Source organism: Streptomyces sp. NRRL B-24484, assembly GCF_000717715.1.
GTDB lineage: Bacteria > Actinomycetota > Actinomycetes > Streptomycetales > Streptomycetaceae > Kitasatospora.
Genome location: NZ_JOAI01000014.1, coordinates 1 through 23,363, shown reverse-complemented (window position 1 = coordinate 23,363; position 23,363 = coordinate 1). Strand labels below are relative to the sequence as shown.

Here is a 23,363-nt window from a genome sequence, read left to right as displayed (position 1 = left end):
AGGGAGGGAACGACGAAGGAGCGACGGAACGACGAGCGTCGGCGCCGGGTCGAGAGGGCCCGGAGCGAGCGGGCGAACGGCGGACCCCCGCCCCGGGAGACCGGGGCGGGGGTCCGCCGTGCGTTGCGTCCGCGGGGTGCGGCGCGGTCCTTACAGACCGAGCTCGACCTCGAACTCGCCGGCCTCCAGGATCTCCTTCACGGCCACCAGGTAGCGGGCGGCGTCCGCGCCGTCCACCAGACGGTGGTCGTAGGAGAGCGACAGGTAGGTCATGTCGCGGATGCCGATGGCGGTGCCGCCGTCGGCCTCGATGACGACCGGGCGCTTCACGGTGGCGCCGATGCCCAGGATCGCGACCTGGTTCGGCGGCACGATGACGGTGTCGAACAGCGCGCCGCGCGAGCCGGTGTTGCTGATGGTGAAGGTGGCACCGGACAGCTCGTCCGGGGTGATCTTGTTGGTGCGCACCTTCTGGGCCAGCTCGGCGGTCTTCTTCGAGAGGCCGGCGATGTTGAGGTCGCCCGCACCCTTGATGACCGGGGTCATCAGACCCTTCTCCGAGTCCACCGCGATACCGATGTTCTCGGTGTCGAAGTAGGTGATGGTGCCCTCGGCCTCGTTGATCCGGGCGTTGATGACCGCGTGGGCCTTCAGCGCCTGGGCGGCGGCCTTGACGAAGAACGGCATCGGGGACAGCTTCACGCCCTCGCGGGCGAGGAAGGAGTCCTTGGCCTTGCCGCGCAGCGACATGATCTTGGTGACGTCGACCTCGACCACGCTGGTGAGCTGCGCCTGCTCGTGCAGCGCCTTCAGCATGTTGTCGCCGATGACCTTGCGCATGCGGGTCATCTTCACCGTCTGGCCGCGCAGCGCGGACGGAGCGGCGGCGGCCTTCGGCGCGGCGGCCGGGGCAGCGGCGGCGGGCGCGGCCTGGGCGGCCTTCGCAGCCTCCGCGGCGGCCAGCACGTCCTGCTTGCGGATGCGGCCGCCGACGCCGCTGCCGGACACGGCCGACAGGGCCACGCCGTGCTCGGCGGCGAGCTTGCGCACCAGCGGGGTGACGTAGGCGTCGCCGTTGTCCGCGGCCGGAGCGGCCGGGGCGGCGGCGACCGGGGCCGGAGCAGCCACCGGCGCGGGCGCCGGAGCGGCCGGAGCCGGAGCGGCGGCCACGGGGGCCGGCGCCGGAGCGGCCACCGGAGCCGGAGCGGCCACGGGGGCCGGAGCAGCCACCGGAGCCGGAGCCGGAGCCGGAGCCGGAGCCGGAGCGGCCGGGGCGGGGGCGGCGGCGGGCGCGGGGGCGGCGGCGACGGCACCGGCGGCACCGATCAGCGCGAGCTGGGCGCCGACCTCGGCGGTCTCGTCCTCGCCGACCAGGATCTTCACCAGGGTGCCGGCGACCGGCGACGGGATCTCGGTGTCGACCTTGTCGGTGGAGACCTCCAGCAGCGGTTCGTCGACCGCGACGCTGTCGCCCTCGGCCTTCAGCCAGCGGGTGACGGTGCCCTCGGTCACGGACTCGCCGAGCGCGGGCAGCAGCACCGGGGTGGCGTCGCCGGCCGGAGCGGCGGCGGCCGGAGCGGCCTCCGCGACCGGAGCGGCCTCCGCGACCGGAGCCGGAGCAGCGGCGGGGGCCTCGGCGACCGGCGCCGGGGCGGCGGCCGGGGCGGCCTCCGCGGCCGGGGCCGGAGCGGCCGCCGGGGCGCCCGAGCCGTCGTCGATGACGGCCAGCTCGGCGCCGACCTCCACCGTCTCGTCCTCGCCGACCTTGATCGACGCGAGGATGCCGGACGCGGGGGCCGGGATCTCGGTGTCGACCTTGTCGGTCGAGACCTCCAGCAGCGGCTCGTCGGCCTCCACGCGCTCACCCTCGGCCTTCAGCCAGCGGGTGACGGTGCCCTCGGTCACGCTCTCGCCCAGTGCGGGCAGTGTTACTGAGACCGCCATGGTTTCAGCGACTCCTATCAAGTCTTGCGTACAGGAATGGACAACTAAGGGGGTGCCGCGGATCAGTCGTGCGCGTGCAGCGGCTTGCCGGCCAGCGCCAGGTGCGCCTCGCCCAGAGCCTCGGACTGGCTGGGGTGCGCGTGGATGAGCTGCGCGACCTCGGCGGGCAGCGCCTCCCAGTTGTAGATCAGCTGGGCCTCGCCGACCTGCTCGCCCATGCGGGCGCCGACCATGTGGACACCCACCACGGCGCCGTCCTTGACCTGGACGAGCTTGATCTCGCCGGCGGTCTTCAGGATCTTGCTCTTGCCGTTGCCGGCCAGGTTGTACTTGAGCGTGACGATCTTGTCCTTGCCGTACTGCTCGGCGGCCTTGGCCTCGGACAGACCGACGGACGCGACCTCCGGGTTGGAGTAGGTCACGCGCGGGATGCCGTCGTAGTCGATCGGGACGACCTTCAGGCCCGCCAGGCGCTCGGCGACGAGCATGCCCTCGGCGAAGCCGACGTGGGCGAGCTGCAGGGTCGGGACGAGGTCGCCGACCGCCGAGATCGTCGGCACGTTGGTGCGCAGGTACTCGTCGACCAGGACGTAGCCGCGGTCCGTGGCGACGCCGGCCTCCTCGTAGCCGAGGCCGGCCGAGACCGGGCCGCGGCCGATGGCGACCAGGAGCACGTCGGCGTCGATCTGCTTGCCGTTCTCGGTCGAGACGCGGACACCGTTCTCGGTGTACTCGACGCCCGAGAAGCGGGCCTTCAGCTCGAACTTGATGCCGCGCTTGCGGAAGGCGCGCTCCAGCAGCTTCGAGGAGTTCTCGTCCTCCAGCGGGACGAGGTGCGGCAGGGCCTCGACGATGGTGACGTCGACGCCGAAGGACTTCCACACGGACGCGAACTCGACGCCGATGACGCCGCCGCCGAGGATGACGGCCGACTTCGGGATGTAGTCGAGCTTGAGGGCGTGGTCCGAGGAGATGACCCGGTTGCCGTCGATGGTCAGACCGGGCAGCGACTTGGGGACCGAGCCGGTGGCGAGGACGATGTGGCGGCCCTCGACGCGCTGGCCGTTGACGTCCACCGAGGTCTGCGAGGACAGCCGGCCCTCGCCCTGGATGTAGGTGACCTTGCGCGAGGCGACGAGGCCCTGCAGGCCCTTGTAGAGGCCCGAGACCACGTCGTCCTTGTACTTGTGGACGCCCTTGATGTCGATGCCCTGGAAGGTGGCCAGGACGCCGAACTCGGCGGCCTCGCGGGTCTCGTCGGCGACCTCGGCCGCGTGCAGCAGAGCCTTGGTGGGGATGCAGCCGCGGTGCAGGCAGGTACCGCCGAGCTCGCCCTTCTCGATCAGGGCGACGTTCAGGCCGAGCTGGGCGGCGCGGAGCGCCGCGGCGTAACCGCCGCTTCCGCCTCCGAGAATGACAACGTCGAAAACGGTGCTGGCGTCGTTCGCCACGTCACGTCCTCCATGCAAAGGGGTGCGGTTCGCCGGGCCGGTCGCGGTCCGGTGGGGTGGGAAGCCTTTGTGGGGCGCCCAGTCGTGCCGGAAATACATCTTTGCACTTGTTCGAGGCGACTGGTGTCCGGGGCTGCCCCGGCGGCCGCGGTCCGGCGGCCGCGGGTCGCTCGAATGCCCCGTACGGGTGGGTATCGCCGCAGCTCACAGCGGTGCCGGTGGCCCGGAGAGGGGCGGTTGCGGAGGCCCGCGCCCGGGCCGGTTCCGCACTGCGGAACACAGTTTCGCCCGCGGCGAACACCGTCTCGGAATGTGGCCTTCGCCACCCTCGATGTATTACCGGCTGGTAATAGGAAAACGCCGAGGGGTCCGGCGCCCACCGGGCACCGGACCCCTCCGCGGATATCGGGGAGCGTCAGGCGCCCGCCGCCACGTCCTCCGCGTACCGCACCAGGGTGCGCACCGCGCTCGCGGTGCCGCCCTTCGGGGTGTAGCCGAACGGGCCGCCCTCGTTGAACGCCGGTCCGGCGATGTCCAGGTGCGCCCAGTCGATGCCCTCGGCGACGAACTCCTTCAGGAACAGGCCGGCCACCAGGCCGCCGCCCATCCGCTCGCCCATGTTGGCGAGGTCGGCGATCGTCGACTCGACCATGCCCTTGCGCAGGTCCGCCGGGAGCGGCATCGGCCAGGACTGCTCGCCCACCGCGGTCGCGGTCTCGTGCAGCCGGGTGCGCAGCTCGTCGTTGTTGGCCATCACGCCGAAGGTACGGGTGCCCAGGGCCAGCACCATCGCGCCGGTCAGGGTGGCGACGTCCACGATGACGTCCGGGTTCTCCTCGCCGGCGCGGACGATCGCGTCGGCCAGCACCAGGCGGCCCTCGGCGTCGGTGTTCAGCACCTCGACGGTCTTGCCGCCGTACATCCGCAGCACGTCGCCGGGGCGGGTCGCCGTGCCGGACGGCATGTTCTCGGCCAGCGCCAGCCAGGCGGTCACGTTGACCTGCAGGCCGAGGCGCTTGGCGGCGACCACGGCGGCGAACACCGCGGCGGCACCGGACATGTCGCACTTCATGGTCTCGTTGTGGCCCGCCGGCTTCAGCGAGATGCCGCCCGAGTCGTAGGTGATGCCCTTGCCGATGAAGGCCAGCGAGGTCTTCGCCTTCGGGTGGGTGTAGGCCACCTTGACCAGCCGGGGCGGGTTGGCGGAGCCGACGCCGACGCCGAGGATGCCGCCGAAGCCGCCCTTGAGCAGCGCCTTCTCGTCCAGCACCTCGACCTTGAGGCCGTGCTCCTTGCCGGCCGCCTGGGCGATCGCGGCGAAGGACTTCGGGTTGAGGTCGTTCGGCGCGGTGTTGACCAGGTCGCGGGCCCGGTTCATCTCCTCGCCCAGGGCGGCGGCGCGGTCGACCGCGGCCTTGGCGTCCTTGCTGCCCTTGCGGGGCGCCAGCACCACCAGCTCGCCGACCGGGGTCTTGCCGTTCTCGCCCTTGTAGGCGCCGAAGGCGTACGAGCCCAGCAGGCCGCCCAGCGCGACCGCCTCGATCTCCTCGGCGGACTCGGCGGGCAGCACCAGCGCGGCCTTCTTCACGCCGGCCAGCGTGCGGGCGGCGACACCGGCGGCCCGGCGCAGCGCCTCCGCGGCGAAGCCGTCCTCGGACGCGTCACCGAGGCCGACCGCCAGCACGAGCGGCGCCTTGAGCCCGGCGGCCGCCGGAACCTTGACCGCCTCGCCCTCGGCACCGGTGGCGCCCAGGGTGGAGAGGACCTCGGCCAGCGTGCCCTCGAACGCCTCGGCCACGGCCTCGGCGCCGGCGGCGAGCACCAGGCCCTTGGGGCCCTTCGCCACGCCGACCACCAGGGCGTCCGCGCGCAGGCTTGCGGCGGAGGAGGTGCTCACAGACAGTGTTGTCACGACGATGCGTCCTGTTCTTTCGCGGTCCATGGCCGGCGACGGCTCGGGGTGTGCCGTACCGGCATAACCCCGGCTGACTCCGCGGGGAAACGGGGCGCAGGGCTACGGTGCACCCCGCATGGTAGTCCGCATGTTGGGACCGCGCGGCGCCAGGGCTCGCCCGGTTCCGGCGGACCGGGCGTACACGGTGTGACGAACCGTGCGAACCGGGCGCCCCCGCACCCGGGCGGCGAGGGCCGCTCAGACCGTGCCGATCAGCGCGAGCGCGACCAGTGCCCCGGTGGCCGCGGTCTCCGCCGTCGCCCCGAGCACGTCCCCGGTGATCCCGTCGAACCGCCGCACGCAGCGGCGCAGCAGCAGCTGGGCGCAGCCGAGCCCGACCACCAGGGCCGCCGGCCAGACCCAGGCCTGTCGGCCGTACCCGGCGCCGGCCGCGGCGAGCAGCAGCGCGCAGCCGGCCGAGACCGCGGCCGCTCCCGCGCCCGGAACGGTGCCGGCGACCGCCGCGCCCAGGCCGCCGGGCCGGGCGGCCGGCACCCCGCGGCGGCAGCCCCAGGCGAGCGCGCAGCGTCCGGCGAGCGCGGCGGTCAGCACCGCGAGCGCGCCGCGGCCGAGCGAGGCATCGAACTGTCCTGCCAGCGCGGCGATCTGACCGAGCATCACCAGCAGGAGCGTCAGCACGCCGAACGGCCCGATGTCCGACTGCTTCATGATCCGCAGGGCGTCCTCGGCCGGCTTGCCGCTGCCGAGGCCGTCGGCCACGTCGGCCAGACCGTCCAGGTGCAGGCCCCGGGTCAGCGCGGCGAGTGCGCCGATCGCGGCCACCGCGCCGAGCGGGCCGCCCGCCCGCCAGGCCACCAGCGCCCCCGTGCCGGCCGCGAGCAGGCCGAGCACCGCGCCGACCGCGGGCGCGGTGAGCATCGCCCGCCCGGCCGTCGGCCGGTCCCAGCGGTCGACCCGGACCGGCAGCACCGAGAGCGTGCCGAAGGCGAAGCGCAGCCCGTCCGGCACGTCAGCCGAGGCCCAGCAGCTCCGCCGCGGTGGGCAGCTTCGCGGGCGGCCGCGGTTCGGCCCTCACGGCGGCCGGCACCTCGCGGGGCTCCGCAAGGCTGTCGGAGGCGGCCTGCAGCAGCGGCAGCGCCAGCAGCGAGCCGACGCCCTCACCGGCCTTGACGCCGAGCTGCTGCAGCGGGGCCAGGGTGAGCCGGTCGTACGCCTTCGCCTGCGCGGGCTCGCCGCTGTCCTGGCCGGCCCGCCACCACTCGGGCGCCCGGAAGGCGATCCGCTGGGCGACCAGGGCGCAGGCCGCGGAGACCACGCCGTCGAGCACCACCGGCAGCCGGCGGACGGCGGCCTGCAGCAGGAAGCCGGTGATCGCGGCGAAGTCCGCGCCGCCGGTCGCGGCCAGCAGGGCCAGCTGGTCGCCGAGCACCGGGCGGGCCCGGCGCAGCGAGTCCCTGACGGTGGCGCACTTGACCATCCACACCCGGTCGTCGATGCCGGAGCCGCGCCCGGTGACGGCCGCCGCGTCGGTGCCGCACAGCGCGCCGACCAGTACCGCGGCGACCGTGGTGGAGCCGGTGCCGATGTCGCCGAGCAGCACCAGGTCGGTGCCGGCGTCGGCCTCCTCGTCGGCGACCGCCATACCGGCCCGGAAGGCCCGGGAGGTCTCCTCGGGGGTCAGCGCGTCCTCGACGTCGATCCGTCCGGAGCCGCGCCGCACCCGGTGCTGCGACACCTCGGCGGGGAACTCGTGCGGGTCGGCGTCGACCGCCATGTCGACGACCCGGACGGCCGCGCCGTAGCGGCGGGCCAGCAGCGCGACCGGCGCGGTGCCCTCCAGTACGGCGTGCACCCGGGCGGTCGTGCTCCGGCCGGGGCCGGGCCGGGAGACGCCGAGCCCGGCGACGCCGTGGTCGCCGGCGAACAGCAGCACCTTCGCGTCGGCCACCGGCCGGACGGGGGCCGCGCCCTGGACGGAGGCGAGCCAGGCGCCGAGCTCCTCCAGCGCGCCGAGGCCGCCCGGCGGCAGGCCGAGCTGCTGCCGGAACTCCTCGGCGGCCTTGCGGGCGGCCTCGTCGGGCCGCTCGACGAGGGAGGAGAAACTGTCGAGATCCACGGTCGTGTCCATCGCTCGGAAGGCTACACGGCACCGGCTTTGACGGTCAGCACCTGCCCGGCCACGACGAGCAGCACCTGCTCGGAGGCGTCGGCGACGGCCATGTTCAGCCGCCCCAGGGTGTCCCGGAAGCGCCGCCCGGCCGCGGTCGCGGGCACCACGCCCATGCCGACCTCGTTGCTGACCGCGACCGCGGGCCGCCGGGTCGCCGCCCAGGCCGCCGCGAGTGCCTCGCAGCGCCGCTGCACCGCCCGCTCGCCGCCGCCGTGCCAGCTGTCGTCGGACCAGGCGCCGTGCTCGTCCATCACCGCGGTGAGCCACAGCGCCAGGCAGTCGATCAGCACCGGCGCGGTGTCCTCGGGGTCGGCGAGCACCGCCTCCAGGTCGCAGGTCTCGGCGGTGCGCCAGGACGCCGGCCGGCGCTCCCGGTGCAGGCGCACCCGGTCCGCCCACTCCCGGTCGCCGTCCCGGCGGCCGGAGGTGGCCACGTACAGCACGTCGGCGTGCGGCGCGAGCATGAGCTCGGCACGGGTCGACTTGCCGGAGCGGGCGCCACCGAGGACGAGGGTGCGGGGGAGTGCCATGCGGATCATCCTGCCGCACGGGGTATGGGGAGCGGCGGGGCGGGCACGCTAGTGTGCGCACGTCGAGGTCACCGAGCGGGAGGAGTCCGACACATGGTGTGGACGTGGCGGTTCGAGCAGCAGGACGGCACCGGGGTCGACCAGCCGGGCGGCCAGGAGGAGTTCCCCGGCCAGGGCGACGCGGAGTCGTGGATCGGCGAGACCTACAAGCAGCTGCTGGCGGACGGCGTGGACCGGGCCGTCCTGCTGGAGGACGACCGCGAGATCTACTCGATGAGCCTGCACGAGGGATGAGTCCGTCCTCGGACGGGCAGGGGCAGCCCCTCCGGCCGGAGGCCGGGTGCCCCTCGGTGCCGCGCGACTACTTGGCGCCGACGAGGTGGAGCAGGCCGGCGACCTGGCGGTACGGGTCCTGCCGGCCGGCCCGCTCCTCGGCGTCGAGGAGCTGCGCGAGCTGCCGGCCGTCGACCGGCGCCGCCTCGTCGGGGGCGGCGTCGGTGAAGACCCGGACGCCGTACCAGTGCCGCAGCGGCACGGAGATGCCGGAGAGCGTGGTGGTCAGCTCGCCGAGCCGGTGCGCCCGCGCGGGGACGCCGTACCGGTCGGTGCAGCGGTAGGAGTCGAAGGCGGCCAGCGCCGTCCGCCAGTCGCCGGCGAGCGCGGGGCGCATGGCCAGCGCGTCGGCGTTGCGGACGAGCAGCGACAGCACGCCGCCGGTGTCGAGCACCCGGGCGAGCGCGGCGAGCAGCGGGTCCGGGTCGGCGAGGTACATCAGGGCGCCGTGGCACAGCACCACGTCGAAGGAGCGCGGCGGGAACCACCGCCCGCAGGCGTGCCCGTCCCCGCCGATGAGCCGCACCCGCGCCTGCACCTCGGCGGGCTCGGCCGCGACCGCGGCCTGTGCGGCGCCGAGGGTGACCGGGTCCGGGTCGACGCCGGTGACGACGTGCCCGGCACGGGCCAGTCGCACGGTCTGGGTGCCCTGCCCGCAGCCGACGTCGAGCACCCGCAGCTCCGTCCGGCCGGCCAGCTGCTCGGCGAGCTGCCGGGTCAGCAGCTCCTCGCGGACGATGCTGCGCAGCCCGCCCTGCCGGGTCGGCCAGGGAGCGGCCGCGTGCCGGCCGCCGCCGCCGACGGCCGGCAGCCGGTCGTGGCCTCCGACGCCCTGCCCGGGCAGCACGTACAGCCCGGGCTGGTCCGGCTGTACCGGCAGGGCCCAGGGCGGCGGGACCGGCTCCGCGGTCAGGGCCGCTCGCCCCGCTTCACCTGCGGCTTGGGCAGCCGCAGCCGGCGCATCTGCAGGGTGCGCATCAGGCCGTAGGGGACGGCGCCGCGGGTGTTCTGGTCCGGGAAGCGCTCGCGCAGGGCCTTGCGCAGGCCGAGGCCGAGACGGGCGAAGTCCAGGATCACCAGGACGAAGAACACCACGAAGAGCAGCGTGGAGAGCAGCTGCAGGGCCGGCACCTTGACGATGCTGAGCACCAGCACCACCACGGCGTACGGCAGGAAGAACTCGGCGAGCGACCAGCGGGAGTCCACGAAGTCGCGGGCGAAGCGCCGCACCGGGCCCTTGTCGCGCGCCGGCAGGGCGCGCTCGTCGCCCTCCAGCAGGGCGGTGCGCTGCTTCTCGCGCTCGGCCCGCATCCGCTCGCGGGACTGCTTGGCGGCCTCCTTGCGGTCCTTGGGCACGGTCACCCGGGTCCGCCGGTTGGCCTCGGCCTCGCTGCGCTTCGGCGTCGGGCGGCCCTTCTTGGCCTGCGGGTCGCGGGGGGTCTTCTCGTCCTGCTCGGCCAGCGCGGTCGCGGCGGAGGAGGCTTCATCACGGCGTCGGAACACACCCCCAGCGTACGTGCTGGCCGGGTGCTTTCCGCAGTGAGCGTCGGCACGAACGGATATCGATCGGCGGCGTGTCCCGTACGGGGCGCCCTCCGCGGGGCGGATCATGGTCTCAGGGTCGGCTCCACCCCAGGAACGATGACCGGCAGTGTGCGGCTGTAGCAGTCTTGTTGCAGCTCGTGCACTGCGGCGACCAGCTCGCTGCACATAGACTCGACGTGTTACGAGACGGAATTCGCAGGCCCGTAGAAGGGGGCACCCGAGGCCCATGAGCGACGGAATCATGAAGCGTATGGGGCTGATCTTCCGCTCCAAGGCCAACAAGGCACTGGACCGTGCGGAGGACCCGCGGGAGACGCTCGACTACTCGTACCAGAAGCAGCTGGAGCTGCTGCAGAAGGTGCGCCGCGGCGTCGCCGACGTGGCCACCTCGCGCAAGCGGCTGGAGCTGCAGCTGACGCAGCTGCAGCAGCAGTCCGCGAAGTACGAGGACCAGGGCCGCAAGGCGCTCTCGCTGGGCCGCGAGGACCTCGCCCGCGAGGCGCTCACCCGCAAGTCGAACCTGCAGTCCCAGATCACCGACCTGGAGACCCAGTACCAGCAGCTGCAGGCCGAGGAGGAGAAGCTCACGCTCGCCTCCCAGCGGCTGCAGGCCAAGGTGGACGCCTTCCGCACCAAGAAGGAGACCATCAAGGCCACGTACACGGCCGCCCAGGCGCAGACCCGGATCGCCGAGTCCTTCTCCGGCATCTCCGAGGAGATGGGTGACGTGGGCCTGGCGATCCAGCGGGCCGAGGACAAGACCGCGCAGATGCAGGCGCGCGCCGGCGCGATCGACGAGCTGCTCGCCTCCGGTGCGCTCGACGACGCCAGCGGCCTCGGCCGCAAGGACGACATCGAGGCCGAGCTGGAGCGGGTGGCCGGCGGCAGCGACGTCGAGCTGGAGCTGGCCCGGATGAAGGCCGAGCTGACCGGCGGCTCCCCGGCCGCGGGCCCGCAGGCCATCGAGCAGGGCCAGCAGGACCCGTCGAAGATCAACTACAACAAGTAGCAACCGGACAGCACCACGACACCGGACAGGGAGACGCGCCGGCATGATCATGAGGGTCATGGGTGAGGGGCAGTTCCAGGTCGGCGAGAGCCACCTGAACCGGCTGAACGAGCTGGACGACGACCTGCTGAAGGCCGTGGAGTCGGGGGACGGCGAGAGGTTCAAGGCCGCCCTCGACGCACTGCTGGGCGCGGTCAAGGAGTTCGGCGACCCGTTGCCGGACGAGACCCTGGAGCCCTCCGACCTGATCCTGCCGGACGCGGAGGCGACCATCGACGAGGTCCGCGAGATGCTGCGGACGGAGGGCGACGGCCTGATCCCCGGCCTGCCGGAGTAGGTCCCGTGACGCCCGGAGGGCGGGCACCCCCACGGGGTGCCCGCCCTCCGGCGTGCTGCGGGCCGCGCGCTGCGGCGCGGCGGAACGTTACGGCAGGGCCAGCATCCGGTCCAGGGCCGCCTTGGCGTACTTCTCGGTCTCCGGGTCGACGGTGATCACGTTCGGCACCCGGCCCTCGACCAGCGACTCCAGCGCCCACACCAGGTGCGGCAGGTCGATCCGGTTCATGGTCGAGCAGAAGCAGACCGCGCGGTCGAGGAAGACGACCTCCTTGTCCGGGTGCGCCTTGGCGAGGCGGCGCACCAGGTTCAGCTCGGTGCCGATGGCCCACTTGGAGCCGGGCTCGGCGGCGTCCAGCGCCTTGATGATGTACTCGGTCGAGCCGACCATGTCGGCCGCGGTGACGACCTCGTGCTTGCACTCCGGGTGCACCAGCACGGTCACCCCGGGGATCCGCTCGCGGACCTCGTTCACCGAGTCCAGGCTGAACCGGCCGTGCACCGAGCAGTGGCCGCGCCAGAGGATCATCTTCGCGTTCCGCAGCTGCTCGGCGGTCAGGCCGCCGTTCGGCTTGTGCGGGTTGTAGAGGACGCAGTCCTCCAGCGAGAAGCCCATCTCCAGGACGGCGGTGTTGCGGCCCAGGTGCTGGTCGGGCAGGAACAGTACCTTCTGGCCCTGCTCGAAGGCCCACTCCAGCGCGCGCTTCGCGTTGGAGGAGGTGCAGATGGTGCCGCCGTGCTTGCCGGTGAAGGCCTTGATGTCGGCGGAGGAGTTCATGTACGAGACCGGTACGGTCACGTCGGCGATGCCCGCGTCGGTGAGCGCGTCCCAGCACTCGGCGACCTGCTCGGCGGTGGCCATGTCGGCCATCGAGCAGCCCGCGGCGAGGTCCGGCAGCACGACCTGCTGGGCGTCCGTGGTGAGGATGTCCGCCGACTCGGCCATGAAGTGCACGCCGCAGAAGACGATGTACTCGGCCTCCGGGCGGGCCGCCGCGTCGCGGGCCAGCTTGAACGAGTCGCCCGTCACGTCGGCGAACTCGATGACCTCGTCGCGCTGGTAGTGGTGGCCGAGGATGAACACCCGGTCGCCGAGCTGCTCCTTCGCGGCGCGGGCCCGCGCGACCAGGTCCGGGTCGGAGGCCGCGGGCAGGTCGCCGGGGCACTCGACGCCGCGCTCGCTCGCGGGGTCGGCCTCGCGGCCGAGCAGCAGCAGCGCAAGGGGCGTCGGAGAGGGGTCGACGCCGTAGGTCTCGGTGGTGGTGGTCACGGGCGGGTGCCCTCCTGTGCGGCCGATCTTCCGGCCCCTGCCGAGCTGCGGTGGTACCGCGGGGCCTTCTCGTCTATCTGACACTATCTATGATAACCCGTTAGCGTCACTCTGACGATGGACGTTCTGTCGATGTGACGAGAACCGCTCTCCGGATCGGAGCCTTCCCGGCGTGGCCGAACCGATATCGAGCCGCGATCGCGTTGTCTTGGAGCATGAAGGCCATTGTGATCAGGCAGTACGGCGGCCCCGACGTCGTCGAGTACACCGACGTGCCCGACCCCAAGGTCGGCCCCGACTCCGTCCTGGTGCGGGTGAAGGCCGCCGGCGTCAACCCGGTCGACTGGAAGCTCCGCGAGGGCCACCTCGACGGCATCATGGACGTCCACTTCCCGCTGATCATGGGCTGGGACATGGCCGGCGTCGTCCAGGCCGTCGGCGGCGGGGTCACCGAGTTCGCCCCCGGCGACGAGGTCGTCGGCTACGTCCGCAAGGACTCCGCCGAGCACGGCACCTACGCCCAGCTCGTCGCCGCCCCCGTCCGCACCCTCGCCCGCAAACCCGCCTCGCTCGACTGGGCCCAGGCCGGCGGCCTCCCGCTCGCCGGACTCACCGCCCACCAGGCCCTCGTCAAGGCGCTGCGCATCCGCGCCGGCCAGACCGTCCTGGTGCACGCCGCGGCCGGCGGCGTCGGCAGCCTCGCCGTCCAGATCGCCACCGCGCACGGCGCCCGGGTCATCGGCACCGCCGGCGAACGCAACCACGCCTACCTGCGCGAACTCGGCGCCGAACCGGTCGCGTACGGCGACGGCCTGGCCGACCGCGTCCGCGCGCTCGCCCCCGACGGCGTCGACGCCGCCCTCGACCTGATCGGCGGCGACGCCGTCGAGGTCTCCGCCCAGCTCGTCCGCGACCCCTCCTGCATCGCCTCGATCACCGACTACGGCGTCGCCGCCCGCGGCGGCCACTACGTCTGGGTCCGCCCCGACGCCGCCGACCTCGCCGAACTCGGCCGCCTCGCCGACACCGGCAAGCTCCGCGTCCCGGTCGCCTCGACCTTCCCGCTCTCCCAGGCCGCCTCCGCCCAGGCCCTCAACGCCGAGGGCCGCACCCGCGGCAAGATCGTGCTGCTGGTGGACTGACCGCCCCCGTCCGCCAGAATGGGGCGGTGCGCCGTCCCACCCCGACGGCCCCACCGCCCTCACACGCACCACCAGTGGAGCCCGCAGCCATGAGCACGCACCGACCCACGGACCCGGGCGGGGCGCCGCTCGACGACACCGACCGGCTCCTGCTGGAACACCTGAGCAAGGACGGCCGTGCCTCGTACGCCGAGATCGGCCTGCTCGTCAACCTCTCCGCGACCGCCGTCCGCCGCCGCATCGACCGGCTCCGCGCCCGCGGCGTCGTCCGCGGCTTCACCGTCGTCCTCGACCCGGGCCTGCTCGGCTGGCGGACCGAGGCCTTCGTCGAGATCTACTGCCGCGAGCGCACCAGCCCCGAGGAACTCCTCGCCAGCCTCCGCCAGTTCCCCGAGGTCGCCGCCGCCTGGACGGTCACCGGCGACCCCGACGCCCTCGTCCACCTCCGCGCCGCCGACACCCGGCACCTCGAAGCCGTCATCGAACGCATCCGCAAGGAGCCCGGCGTCCAGCGCAGCCGCAGCTCCGTCGTCCTCTCCCGCCTCATCGGCTGACACCCCCGCACCGGCCCCCGGCACCCGCCGGCACGCCACGCAGGAAAGCTGCGCGACCCCCGCCGAACACGCACGAAAGCTGCCCGCGCGGCCCCGTTCCGACGCGCGCCGACCGAGCGCCGCTGCCTACGCTGATCGTGTCCGGTACGCCCCAGCAACCCCACCCGTACCGGGCCGCCGCACCCCGCAGCCAGAACGAGAGGGACCACCGTGTCCGCAGCCGCCGACCGCATGCACCAGCCCGACAACCAGCTGGTCGACCTCGTCTTCGACTACATGCGCGAGCGGCTGCAGTACGACCCCGTCCCCCTCGACCACCCCGGCGACGGCGACCACCTGCGCACCCACCTCGCCGGCCTGCTCAACGAGCACGGAAACGACCCCGGCGACGTCCTCAAGCTCTACGACCACGAGCTCTCCCGGGCCGTCATCTCCGCCGACAGCCCCCGCTACCTCTCCTTCATCCCCTGCGCCCCCACCAAGGCCGCCCTCCTCTTCGACATGGTCGTCTCCTGCGCCTCCCTCCAGGGCATCTCCTGGCTGGAGGCCGCCGGCGCCATCGCCGCCGAGAACCAGGTGCTGCGCCTGATAGCGGACCGCGCCGGACTCCCCGCCTCGGCCGGCGGCACCTTCGTCTCCGGCGGCTCCGCCGGCAATCTCTCCGCGCTCGTCGTCGCCCGCGACACCGCCCGCCGCAAGCTGGCCGATCACGGTGGAGACCGTGGCCCGGAGGCCCGGCTGCGGATCGCCGTCGCCGACCAGGTCCACTCCTCGGTCAAGAACACCTTCAACATCATCGGCGTCGAGGCCTTCGTCGTCCCGACCGTGGACCGCCGCTTCACCGGCGAGGCGCTGCGCGCCGCCCTGGCCGCCGACCCGAACCCCGAGACGGTGATCGCCGTCGTCGGCACCGCCGGCACCACCAACGAGGGCATCGTCGACGACCTCGCCGGCCTCTCCGAGGTCACCCGCGAGCGCGGCCTCTGGTTCCACGTCGACGGCGCGTACGGCGGCGCCGGGCTGTTCGCCCCCTCCGTCCGCGAGCGCTACAACGGCATCGAGCACGCCGACTCCTTCGTCGTGGACCCGCACAAGTGGCTCTTCGCGCCGTTCGACTGCGCCGCCCTGCTCTACCGCAACCCGCAGCTCGCCCGCGCCGTCCACACCCAGGACGCCTCCTACCTCGACGTCCTGCACACCGAGGGCGACGAGTGGAACCCCACCGACTACGCGTACCACCTCACCCGCCGGGCCCGCGGCCTGCCGCTCTGGTTCTCCCTCGCCGTCCACGGCACCCAGGCCTACACCGACGCCATCGAGACCGGCCTGGCGCTGGCCCGGGACACCGCGCAGCTGATCCGCGACACCGACCACCTGGAGCTGCTGCACGACCCGCAGCTCTCCGCGGTGTGCTTCCGCCGCACCGGCTGGACCCGCGAGGACTACTACCGCTGGTCCCAGCAGCTCCTCGCCGACCAGATCGGCTTCGTCACCCCCACCGGCTGGGACGGCGAGACCGTCGCCCGCTTCGCCTTCCTCCACCCCGGCACCACCCTCGACATGGTCAAGGAGATCCTCGCCACCATGGAGTGACGGGACCCGTCCGCGGGGAACCGCGCAGGTCAGGGGCATGCACAACCAGGGGCACGGGGAACTGCGCGGTCCGGGGCTGAGCATCGGACCGCGCAGTTCCCCGCGCCCCGGTTCCGTCCTGCCCGGCCTTACAGGAAGGCGCCTTCGGGGAGGTACGGCACCGGTGGGCGCATGCCGCGGAGGGCCACGTAGCCGCGGGTGCCGACGGTGAGGCCGACCTCTAGGCCGACGTCGAGCGCCCACTCCTGTTCGGCGGTCAGGTGCTCGACCAGCGCGTCCGTCCCCTCCGGGACCCGCGCCAGCGCCTCCCGCAGCAGCCGAACGGCGATCCGCTTCGACGTCGCCGCCAGCAGCTTCACCTCGCCGCCGTCCCGGTAGCAGTACCCGCTGCCCGCCAGTGAGTCCGCCACCAGCAGCTCCTCGAAGTGCGCCAGCATGAAGCCGTGGTCGGGCCCGTGCGCGGCGCCCCGCAGCCGCCGGTCCACCGAGTCCAGCAGGTGCAGCTGCCCCGGCCCCCCGGGGTGCACCGGGACGTCGCCCGGGTCCTGCAGCCCCGTCCGGTCGACCGGGCCCCGCAGCTGCATCGCCGGGTGCAGCGTGAACCCGCTCAGCCGGTACCGCCGCGCCGCGGCCGGCGACGGCGAGGCGCACAGCATCCCCCGCAGGCAGCCCCGCCCGTGCGCAGCCGCCCGCTGCAGCAGCAGCCGCCCGACCCCCTTGCCCTGCACCGCCGGGTCGACCACCAGCAGGGCGAGCAGCCACACGTCCTCGCGCCGCAGGGACAGCGCGGCCCCCACCGCCCGTCCGCCGTCCTCGGCCAGCCAGCACCCCTGCGGGTCGGTCACCGCCAGGTGCCGGGTCCGCGCCTCGTGCCGGACGGCCCGGACGGCCCGGGCGGCGTCCGGTGCCTCCCGCCGCTCCGGCGCGGGAGGGCTCCCGAAGGCCGCCGCGGCCACCTCCCGCACGGCGGCGGCGTCCGCGGCACTGTCCCTGACCGGCCGAATGATCACGCATCTCATCCTGGCCCGCCGCCGGACCCGCTGCGGGCGGTTTGCCGAGATCGGACGCCGAGTACGCACCGCCGGTGTGCGAGCATGGGAGGCGTAGCGGTGCGGGCGGCGAAAACGCCTCCCGGAATCACCACCGACCGGAAATGAATCCGGGCGGCCGCCGGTTGGCACTGGCGGCACACTGTCGTCACAGACCGGGAGTAAGCATGACCGTCCAGGACGAGACCACTGTCGAGAGTGGCATCCTCCTCACCGACGCCGCCGCGGCCAAGGTCAAGGGCCTGCTCGAGCAGGAGGGCCGCGAGGACCTCGCGCTGCGCGTCGCCGTGCAGCCGGGCGGCTGCTCCGGCCTGCGTTACCAGCTGTTCTTCGACGAGCGCTCGCTCGACGGCGACGTCGTCAAGGACTTCGGCGGCGTGAAGGTCGTCACCGACCGCATGAGCGCCCCCTACCTGGGCGGCGCCACCGTGGACTTCGTCGACACCATCGAGAAGCAGGGCTTCACGATCGACAACCCGAACGCCACCGGCTCCTGCGCCTGCGGCGACTCCTTCAGCTGAGCCGCGCGCCCAGCAGCACCCGCGGCAGCGACAGCAGCAGCGAACCGCCGGAGGGCGGCCCCGACGCCGGGGCCGCCCTCCGGCGGTTGCGTCCTGTCCGTGACCCGGGTCCGCCGACCGGCGTCAGCGCGGCCCGCCCGGCATGTCACCCGTCATGGTGAGCCCGGTGCCGGAGGTCATGTCGACCACCTTGCGCTCGCCGATCGGCTGCGCCAGCTGGGCCGACACGGATTCCTTCTTCGCCAGCGCCGGGCACTCCTGGCCGCGCGGGGCCGGCTTCTCCACCGTCACCCGGACGCGCACCAGGCCGGGCGCCTGCTCGTCGGCCTTCAGCCCGTACTGCTCGCAGACCCCGCCGTAGAAGTAGACGGTCAGGTGCGTTCCGCCCTCCACGGTGTAGCTGATCGCGGGCATGCTCGCCGCGGTCGGCGTCGGCTCGCCGACGGCTATCCCCGGCTGGGTCGGCCGGGTCGACTGCCCGGGCTGCGGGGCCGCACTGCCCGCGCCGGACGCACTGGGGGAGGGGCTCGGCGAGGCCGGCGCGGCGGTGGCCGGGGCGCTCGCCGTGGGCTGCGCCGTCGGCGCACCGCCGGCTCCGGTCGACGTCTGCGACCCGCAGGCGGAGAGCCCGCCGACGACGAGCGCCACCCCTGCCGCCAACACGGCGGCCCGCCGCCGACGAGCGGCCCCGAACGGTACGACTGCGGTCCTTGCGTCCATGGTGCGACTTCCTCCCGAGGGTCCAGCGAACCGCCACCTGAGCGGTGCTGCGCCGGTTTGACGTGCCCCGGAGGAATCCGGTTCCACCCCCGTGCGGGAGCGGCACCGGGGGAGCGGTCAGCTCCCGTAGTCGGCCATCGCGGCCACCAGCTGCTGCGCCCCGGACGGCACCGACACCCCCGCCGGACGGGCCGCCGCGGGCTGCGGGCCGGCCGCGAGCGGCGGCCAGAACCGGCCGAGCCGGCGCGAGGAGCTGACCAGGGCGTCGAGGCTCTCGAAGTCGGCCTCGCCGCCGAGGGCGCCCGGACGGACTGCAGGGGGCTGGGTGGGCATCATCGCTGTCATCGCTCCGATCACCGGGCCGCGGCCTCGTCGCCACGGCACGCATGGCCGGGGACCGGCCGACCGGCCCCCGTGCTGCGACCCTAGGCCGCCGCCGGGCGCCCCACCAGGGCTACTGCGGGGTAGTACCGGTTCGGGTCGTCCGGGTCCGGGGCAGGCTTGGCTGTACCGTAGGTGGGTCCACCACCACCGCTTCCGGCCGCCACCAGGCCCCGCCGCCACCAGGCCTCCCGAGGAGACTCCCGTGCGTATCGCCGTCGCCGGCTCGATCGCCACCGACCACCTGACGACCTTCCCCGGCCGCTTCGCCGACCAGCTGGTCGCGGAGCAGCTGCACACCGTCTCGCTCTCCTTCCTGGTCGACACCCTCGACATCCGGCGCGGCGGCGTCGGGCCGAACATCGCCTTCGGCATGGGCGTGCTGGGCCTTCGCCCGGTCCTGGTCGGCGCGGCCGGCGCGGACTTCGACGAGTACCGCAGCTGGCTGGAGCGCAACGGCGTGGACACCGCCTCCGTGCACATCTCGGAGACCCGCCACACCGCGCGCTTCATGTGCACCACCGACCTGGACCACAACCAGATCGCCTCCTTCTACACCGGCGCCATGGCGGAGGCCCGCAACATCGAGCTCAAGCCGATCGCCGACCGGGTCGGCGGCCTCGACCTCGTCCTGATCGGTGCCGACGACCCGCAGGCGATGGTCCGCCACACCCAGGAGTGCCGCAGCCGCGGCTACGCCTTCGCCGCCGACCCCTCCCAGCAGCTGGCCCGCCTGGAGGGCGACGACATCCGCGAGATCGTCGACGGCGCCGCCTACCTCTTCACCAACGAGTACGAGGCCGCGCTCATCGAGTCCAAGACCGGCTGGGCCGCCGAGGAGCTGCTGAACCGGGTCGGCACCCGGGTCACCACGCTCGGCCCCAAGGGCGTCCGGATCGAGCGCAAGGGCGAGCCCGCGATCACCGTCGGCTGCCCCGCCGAGGAGCGCAAGGCCGACCCGACGGGCGTCGGCGACGGCTTCCGCGCCGGCTTCCTCGCCGGCGTCTCCTGGGGCCTCGGCCTGGAGCGCGCCGCCCAGGTCGGCTGCATGCTCGCCACCCTGGTGATCGAGACCGTCGGCACCCAGGAGTACGAGCTGCGCCGCGCCCACTTCACCGACCGCTTCGCCGCCGCGTACGGCGACGAGGCCGCGGCCGAGGTCCGCGCGAAGCTGGCCTGACCCCGCCCGGTCGCGGCCGGGCGGGCGTTCAGTCCGCCCGGCGCACCAGGTAGGCCGTTCCCCGGTCCGCGCCGTACTGCGCGGCCGGGGCCTCGCCCAGGTACTCCTGGGCCCGCATCCCGCACCAGGCCGGGATGTCCAGCCGGGCCGCCTCGTCGTCGGCCAGCACCACGACGGTGCCGCCCGGCGGCACCTCGCCGATCCGCCGGGCGAGGTCGATCACCGGCAGCGGGCAGCGCCTGCCGAGGGCGTCGAGCACCAGCACCTCCGCCCCGCCCGCGCTGCCGCCGGCCGTCCCGGCATCCTCCGGGCCCGCCGCCGCGTCCGTCTCCGCGCCGGTCTCCGCGTCCGTCGTCGGGGGAGTCTTCGGGTGAGTCTCCGCGGCGGCCTCCCGGACGGCCTGCGGGCCGGGTTCCGCCGCGGGCAGCTGCAGGTCGATCCCGAGCGGGGCCCGCACCGCGGCGACCAGCTCGGGCAGCGCGGCGAGGAAGCGGTCCACCTCCTCCTCCGCGGTGCCGTACGGCAGCGAGACCCGGACGTTGCCCTCGGTCAGCACCCCCATCGCCGCCAGCACGTGGCTCGGCGTCAGCGTGGAGGAGGTGCAGGAGGAGCCCGAGGAGACCGCGAACCCGGCCTTGTCCAGCTCGCCGAGCAGCACCTCGCCGTCCACGTACAGGCAGGAGAAGGTGACGACGTGGGGGAGCCGGCGCACCGGGTCGCCGACCACCTCGACCTCGGGCACCAGCGCCGGCACCCGGGTGCGGATGCGTTCCACCAGCGCGTGCAGCCGGGCGTTCTCCCGTTCGGCGTCGGTGCGGACGGCGCGCAGCGAGGCGGCGGCCGCGACGATCGCCGGCACGTTCACGTAGCCGGGCACCCGGCCGCGCTCGCGCTCGTCGGAGGGCAGCGGCGAGGCGTAGCGCACGCCCTTGCGGACGGCGAGCACGCCGACGCCGGCCGGGCCGCCCCACTTGTGGGCGCTGGCGGTCAGCAGCGACCAGCCGTGCGGCACGGGCAGCCGGCCCGCGCTCTGGGCGGCGTCCACCAGCAGCGGGACGCCGACGTTGCCGCAGAGGTCGGCGACCTCCTCGACCGGCTGGACGGTGCCGACCTCGTGGTTGGCGCTCTGCAGCACGGCGAGCGCGGTGGCCCCGGTGAGCCGCGCGGCGAACTGGGTGGCCTTCACCCGGCCGTGGCGGTCGACCGGGACGACGCCGACCTCGCCGCCGCGGGCCTCGTGCAGCTCGGCGGTGTGCAGCACGCTGGAGTGCTCGACCGCGGAGTGCACCAGGTGGGCGCCGCGCCGGCGGTTGCCCTGCAGGGCGCCGAGGATGCCGAGCTGGACGGCCTGGGTGCCGCTCGCGGTGAACGAGACCTCGTCCGCCCGGGCGCCGAGCTCGGCGGCGACGCCCTCGCGGGCGGCGTCGAGCAGCATCCGGGCCTGCCGGCCGGAGCGGTACAGCCGCGCCGGGTCGGCCCACCCCTCGTCGATCGCCGCGTTCAGCGCCTGCCGGGCGACGGGGTGCAGGGGTGCGGTGGAGGCCACATCGAAGTACGACACCCTCCCACGCTATCCCCGCCCGGCCCGCGGTCGACCCCGCGCCCGATTTCGTCGCATTCGTCCGGTACGACGCACCGTCACCCGCGTGTCGCAGTGGGGTCCCCCGATCGGGTGTGGGACCCTCGGATGCCTGCCATGACCTGCGCCGGAACGCCTGCCGGGGCTGATCGGGTAGGCGGGCGGCGCGTTAGCGGGGGCTGCTCGTGAGTGCCGCATAAGGATGCAGTAGCGTTTGGCCCGCATAAGCATTCAAACCGTGCCCGTGGCCGGGTCGCCGGGGAGGCGCACAGCACTCCCGGAGGCGGCGCGATCGCGGGCGAGACTTCGGGAAGGCGCTACGTGAGTCCCAACGGCTCCGACCGCTCGCCGCGGCGCACGATGCGGCGGAAGCTGCCTCAGGCGCTGGCACTGGGCCTCGTCATCGCGACCGCCACCGGCTGCTCGGCCAACGACCTCCCCAGGCTTGGCCTCCCGTCGCCCGTCACCGAGGAAGGCCCCCTGGTCCTCCACATGTGGCAGGGCTCGTGGATCGCGGCGCTGGCAGTGGGCGCACTGATGTGGGGTCTGATCCTCTGGAGCGTGATCTTCCACCGGCGTAGCCGCACCAAGGTGGAGATCCCCGCTCAGACCCGGTACAACGTGCCCATCGAGGCGCTGTACACCGCGGTCCCCCTTGTCATCGTCTCGGTGCTCTTCTACTTCGTCGCCCGCGACGAGACGCGCCTGACCGCGGTCAGCGCGAAGCCGCAGCACGTGGTGAACGTGGTGGGCTTCCAGTGGAACTGGGCGTTCAACTACGAGAACACCGAGATCCCGAACCCGGCCAGCACCACCGCCGCGTACGACGTCGGCACCCCGGCCGAGGTGCCCACCCTGTACCTGCCGATCAACGAGTCGGTGGAGTTCGTCCTGACCTCCAACGACGTGATCCACGACTTCTGGCCCGTCAACTTCCTCATGAAGATGGACGTCGTGCCGGGCGTGGTGAACAAGTTCCAGGTGACCCCGACCTCCTTCGGCACCTTTGCCGGCAAGTGCGCCGAGCTCTGCGGCCAGGACCACTCCCGGATGCTGTTCAACGTCAAGGTCGTCACCCACGACCAGTACGAGCAGCACCTGAAGGAGCTTCGGGCCAAGGGCCAGTCCGGGGCGGTGCCCGCGGGCATCCTCGGTGCCGGCCACGCCCGCGAGACGACCACGGGAAGTGAAGAGAAGTGACCATCCTCAACGAGCCCGCCGCGGCCGGCGGGGGCGCCGGGGGCGTCACGGCCGGCAAGAGCGCCCGTGTCGGCAAGCGGGGCAACGCGATCATCAAGTGGCTCACCACCACCGACCACAAGACGATCGGCACGATGTACCTGGCGACCTCGTTCGCCTTCTTCCTGATCGGTGGCGTCCTCGCCCTGGTCATGCGCGCCGAACTCGCCCGTCCGGGGACCCAGATCCTCTCGAACGAGCAGTTCAACCAGGCGTTCACCATGCACGGCACGATCATGCTGCTGATGTTCGCCACCCCGCTCTTCGCGGGCTTCGCGAACTGGATCATGCCGCTCCAGATCGGCGCCCCGGACGTCGCCTTCCCGCGTCTGAACATGTTCGCCTACTGGCTCTACCTGTTCGGCTCGATCATCGCGGTGGCGGGCTTCCTGACCCCGCAGGGCGCGGCCGACTTCGGCTGGTTCGCCTACTCGCCGCTCTCCGACGCCGTCCGCTCGCCGGGCGTCGGCGCCGACATGTGGATCATGGGTCTGGCCTTCTCCGGCTTCGGCACGATCCTCGGTGCGGTCAACTTCATCACCACGATCATCTGCATGCGCGCGCCCGGCATGACGATGTTCCGGATGTCGATCTTCGTCTGGAACGTCCTGCTGACCGCCGTGCTGGTCCTGCTGGCCTTCCCGGTCCTGGCCGCCGCCCTGTTCGCCCTGGAGGCGGACCGCAAGTTCGGGGCACACGTCTTCGACCCGGCCAACGGTGGCGCCATGCTGTGGCAGCACCTGTTCTGGTTCTTCGGCCACCCCGAGGTCTACATCATCGCGCTGCCGTTCTTCGGCATCGTGTCGGAGATCGTCCCGGTCTTCAGCCGCAAGCCGATGTTCGGCTACTCCGGCCTGATCGCGGCCACCATCGCGATCGCCGGTCTGTCCGTGACGGTGTGG

The 23,363-nt window shown here is 73.4% G+C and carries 23 protein-coding genes; 10 read left to right on the top strand and 13 right to left on the bottom strand.

Annotation, left to right across the window (positions count from 1 at the left end; all coding sequences use genetic code 11):
* Positions 1 to 150: 150 nt before the first annotated feature.
* The 6 genes from sucB to cobU all read right to left on the bottom strand — a co-directional run bounded on the left by sucB (position 151) and on the right by cobU (position 8,010).
* Positions 151 to 1,944, bottom strand: a complete 1,794-nt coding sequence (gene sucB, locus IE98_RS0114985) for a 2-oxoglutarate dehydrogenase, E2 component, dihydrolipoamide succinyltransferase (RefSeq protein ID WP_030269083.1) — start codon at positions 1,942 to 1,944, stop codon at positions 151 to 153.
* Positions 1,945 to 2,006: 62 nt separating this feature from the next.
* The gene (gene lpdA, locus IE98_RS0114980; RefSeq protein ID WP_030269081.1) at positions 2,007 to 3,395 is read right to left on the bottom strand and encodes a dihydrolipoyl dehydrogenase; all 1,389 of its coding nucleotides are present in this window, start codon (positions 3,393 to 3,395) and stop codon (positions 2,007 to 2,009) included.
* 415 nt (positions 3,396 to 3,810) lie between these two features.
* Positions 3,811 to 5,307 carry a leucyl aminopeptidase gene (locus IE98_RS0114975; protein ID WP_030269079.1) on the bottom strand — a complete coding sequence of 499 codons (1,497 nt, stop codon included), beginning with the start codon at positions 5,305 to 5,307 and terminating at the stop codon, positions 3,811 to 3,813.
* 240 nt (positions 5,308 to 5,547) lie between these two features.
* Positions 5,548 to 6,318: an adenosylcobinamide-GDP ribazoletransferase gene (locus tag IE98_RS0114970; protein WP_030269077.1), complete on the bottom strand. Its 771-nt coding sequence runs from the start codon at positions 6,316 to 6,318 to the stop codon at positions 5,548 to 5,550.
* 1 nt (position 6,319) lies between these two features.
* Positions 6,320 to 7,438 carry a nicotinate-nucleotide--dimethylbenzimidazole phosphoribosyltransferase gene (locus IE98_RS0114965; protein WP_030269074.1) on the bottom strand — a complete coding sequence of 373 codons (1,119 nt, stop codon included), beginning with the start codon at positions 7,436 to 7,438 and terminating at the stop codon, positions 6,320 to 6,322.
* Between the two features lie 11 nt (positions 7,439 to 7,449).
* Entirely contained in the window at positions 7,450 to 8,010 is a 561-nt protein-coding gene (gene cobU, locus IE98_RS0114960; protein WP_052390536.1) for a bifunctional adenosylcobinamide kinase/adenosylcobinamide-phosphate guanylyltransferase, read from the bottom strand.
* A gap of 93 nt (positions 8,011 to 8,103) precedes the next feature.
* On the opposite strand from cobU, the gene IE98_RS0114955 reads away from it, so the two are divergent.
* Positions 8,104 to 8,304: a hypothetical protein gene (locus tag IE98_RS0114955; RefSeq protein ID WP_030269070.1), complete on the top strand. Its 201-nt coding sequence runs from the start codon at positions 8,104 to 8,106 to the stop codon at positions 8,302 to 8,304.
* A 67-nt stretch (positions 8,305 to 8,371) separates the two neighbouring features.
* Here the strand turns inward: IE98_RS0114955 and IE98_RS0114950 are convergent, their stop codons facing one another.
* Positions 8,372 to 9,064, bottom strand: a complete 693-nt coding sequence (locus tag IE98_RS0114950) for a class I SAM-dependent methyltransferase (RefSeq protein ID WP_030269068.1) — start codon at positions 9,062 to 9,064, stop codon at positions 8,372 to 8,374.
* Between the two features lie 188 nt (positions 9,065 to 9,252).
* Positions 9,253 to 9,846 (bottom strand): DUF3043 domain-containing protein, encoded by a 594-nt coding sequence (locus IE98_RS0114945; RefSeq protein ID WP_030269067.1) that lies wholly within the window; start codon positions 9,844 to 9,846, stop codon positions 9,253 to 9,255.
* Between the two features lie 283 nt (positions 9,847 to 10,129).
* On the opposite strand from IE98_RS0114945, the gene IE98_RS0114940 reads away from it, so the two are divergent.
* Positions 10,130 to 10,897, top strand: a complete 768-nt coding sequence (locus tag IE98_RS0114940; protein ID WP_030269065.1) for a PspA/IM30 family protein — start codon at positions 10,130 to 10,132, stop codon at positions 10,895 to 10,897.
* A gap of 43 nt (positions 10,898 to 10,940) precedes the next feature.
* Positions 10,941 to 11,234: a PspA-associated protein PspAA gene (pspAA, locus tag IE98_RS0114935; RefSeq protein WP_030269064.1), complete on the top strand. Its 294-nt coding sequence runs from the start codon at positions 10,941 to 10,943 to the stop codon at positions 11,232 to 11,234.
* A gap of 87 nt (positions 11,235 to 11,321) precedes the next feature.
* On the opposite strand, the gene nadA is transcribed toward pspAA, so the two are convergent.
* A complete protein-coding gene (gene nadA, locus IE98_RS0114930) occupies positions 11,322 to 12,503 on the bottom strand; it encodes a quinolinate synthase NadA (RefSeq protein WP_030269062.1) in 1,182 nt (393 codons plus the stop codon).
* Positions 12,504 to 12,718: 215 nt separating this feature from the next.
* Here nadA and IE98_RS0114925 point away from each other — a divergent pair, with 215 nt between their 5' ends.
* The 3 genes from IE98_RS0114925 to IE98_RS0114915 all read left to right on the top strand — a co-directional run bounded on the left by IE98_RS0114925 (position 12,719) and on the right by IE98_RS0114915 (position 15,792).
* Entirely contained in the window at positions 12,719 to 13,645 is a 927-nt protein-coding gene (locus IE98_RS0114925; protein ID WP_030269061.1) for an NADP-dependent oxidoreductase, read from the top strand.
* A gap of 89 nt (positions 13,646 to 13,734) precedes the next feature.
* Positions 13,735 to 14,199, top strand: coding sequence for an Lrp/AsnC family transcriptional regulator (locus IE98_RS0114920; RefSeq protein WP_052390535.1), 465 nt, complete (start codon positions 13,735 to 13,737; stop codon positions 14,197 to 14,199).
* 210 nt (positions 14,200 to 14,409) lie between these two features.
* Positions 14,410 to 15,792 carry a pyridoxal phosphate-dependent decarboxylase family protein gene (locus IE98_RS0114915; protein ID WP_234443544.1) on the top strand — a complete coding sequence of 461 codons (1,383 nt, stop codon included), beginning with the start codon at positions 14,410 to 14,412 and terminating at the stop codon, positions 15,790 to 15,792.
* 128 nt (positions 15,793 to 15,920) lie between these two features.
* Here the strand turns inward: IE98_RS0114915 and IE98_RS0114910 are convergent, their stop codons facing one another.
* On the bottom strand, positions 15,921 to 16,802 hold the full coding sequence (locus IE98_RS0114910) for a GNAT family N-acetyltransferase (protein ID WP_030269057.1): 882 nt from the start codon (positions 16,800 to 16,802) through the stop codon (positions 15,921 to 15,923).
* Between the two features lie 206 nt (positions 16,803 to 17,008).
* On the opposite strand from IE98_RS0114910, the gene IE98_RS0114905 reads away from it, so the two are divergent.
* Positions 17,009 to 17,362, top strand: a complete 354-nt coding sequence (locus IE98_RS0114905; protein WP_030269055.1) for a HesB/IscA family protein — start codon at positions 17,009 to 17,011, stop codon at positions 17,360 to 17,362.
* A gap of 123 nt (positions 17,363 to 17,485) precedes the next feature.
* Here the strand turns inward: IE98_RS0114905 and IE98_RS0114900 are convergent, their stop codons facing one another.
* Together IE98_RS0114900 and IE98_RS0114895 are read right to left on the bottom strand one after the other, a co-directional pair.
* Positions 17,486 to 18,082, bottom strand: coding sequence for a hypothetical protein (locus IE98_RS0114900; protein WP_159400916.1), 597 nt, complete (start codon positions 18,080 to 18,082; stop codon positions 17,486 to 17,488).
* A 117-nt stretch (positions 18,083 to 18,199) separates the two neighbouring features.
* On the bottom strand, positions 18,200 to 18,427 hold the full coding sequence (locus IE98_RS0114895; protein ID WP_159400915.1) for a hypothetical protein: 228 nt from the start codon (positions 18,425 to 18,427) through the stop codon (positions 18,200 to 18,202).
* A 241-nt stretch (positions 18,428 to 18,668) separates the two neighbouring features.
* On the opposite strand from IE98_RS0114895, the gene IE98_RS0114890 reads away from it, so the two are divergent.
* The gene (locus IE98_RS0114890; RefSeq protein WP_030269049.1) at positions 18,669 to 19,643 is read left to right on the top strand and encodes a carbohydrate kinase family protein; all 975 of its coding nucleotides are present in this window, start codon (positions 18,669 to 18,671) and stop codon (positions 19,641 to 19,643) included.
* A 28-nt stretch (positions 19,644 to 19,671) separates the two neighbouring features.
* Here IE98_RS0114890 and IE98_RS0114885 read toward each other — a convergent pair whose 3' ends face one another.
* Positions 19,672 to 21,204, bottom strand: coding sequence for a cysteine desulfurase/sulfurtransferase TusA family protein (locus tag IE98_RS0114885; protein WP_030269047.1), 1,533 nt, complete (start codon positions 21,202 to 21,204; stop codon positions 19,672 to 19,674).
* 339 nt (positions 21,205 to 21,543) lie between these two features.
* On the opposite strand from IE98_RS0114885, the gene IE98_RS0114880 reads away from it, so the two are divergent.
* Complete coding sequence (locus IE98_RS0114880) at positions 21,544 to 22,422, top strand: cytochrome c oxidase subunit II (RefSeq protein WP_030269044.1); 879 nt, start codon at positions 21,544 to 21,546, stop codon at positions 22,420 to 22,422.
* Positions 22,419 to 23,363, top strand: a 945-nt coding sequence (locus IE98_RS0114875; RefSeq protein ID WP_043174226.1) for a cbb3-type cytochrome c oxidase subunit I, incomplete at its 3' end; no start/stop codon positions are given. The genes IE98_RS0114880 and IE98_RS0114875, both read left to right, overlap by 4 nt.

What these genes read in the sequence shown, in the direction of transcription:
- sucB (WP_030269083.1), bottom strand. Translation starts at nt 1,944, where the DNA reads ATGGCGGTCTCAGTAACACTGCCCGCACTGGGCGAGAGCGTGACCGAG.
- IE98_RS0114965 (WP_030269074.1), bottom strand. Translation starts at nt 7,438, where the DNA reads ATGGACACGACCGTGGATCTCGACAGTTTCTCCTCCCTCGTCGAGCGG.
- cobU (WP_052390536.1), bottom strand. Translation starts at nt 8,010, where the DNA reads ATGGCACTCCCCCGCACCCTCGTCCTCGGTGGCGCCCGCTCCGGCAAG.
- IE98_RS0114955 (WP_030269070.1), top strand. Translation starts at nt 8,104, where the DNA reads ATGGTGTGGACGTGGCGGTTCGAGCAGCAGGACGGCACCGGGGTCGAC.
- IE98_RS0114940 (WP_030269065.1), top strand. Translation starts at nt 10,130, where the DNA reads ATGAAGCGTATGGGGCTGATCTTCCGCTCCAAGGCCAACAAGGCACTG.
- pspAA (WP_030269064.1), top strand. Translation starts at nt 10,941, where the DNA reads ATGATCATGAGGGTCATGGGTGAGGGGCAGTTCCAGGTCGGCGAGAGC.
- IE98_RS0114925 (WP_030269061.1), top strand. Translation starts at nt 12,719, where the DNA reads ATGAAGGCCATTGTGATCAGGCAGTACGGCGGCCCCGACGTCGTCGAG.
- IE98_RS0114920 (WP_052390535.1), top strand. Translation starts at nt 13,735, where the DNA reads ATGAGCACGCACCGACCCACGGACCCGGGCGGGGCGCCGCTCGACGAC.
- IE98_RS0114905 (WP_030269055.1), top strand. Translation starts at nt 17,009, where the DNA reads ATGACCGTCCAGGACGAGACCACTGTCGAGAGTGGCATCCTCCTCACC.
- IE98_RS0114900 (WP_159400916.1), bottom strand. Translation starts at nt 18,082, where the DNA reads ATGGACGCAAGGACCGCAGTCGTACCGTTCGGGGCCGCTCGTCGGCGG.
- IE98_RS0114895 (WP_159400915.1), bottom strand. Translation starts at nt 18,427, where the DNA reads ATGACAGCGATGATGCCCACCCAGCCCCCTGCAGTCCGTCCGGGCGCC.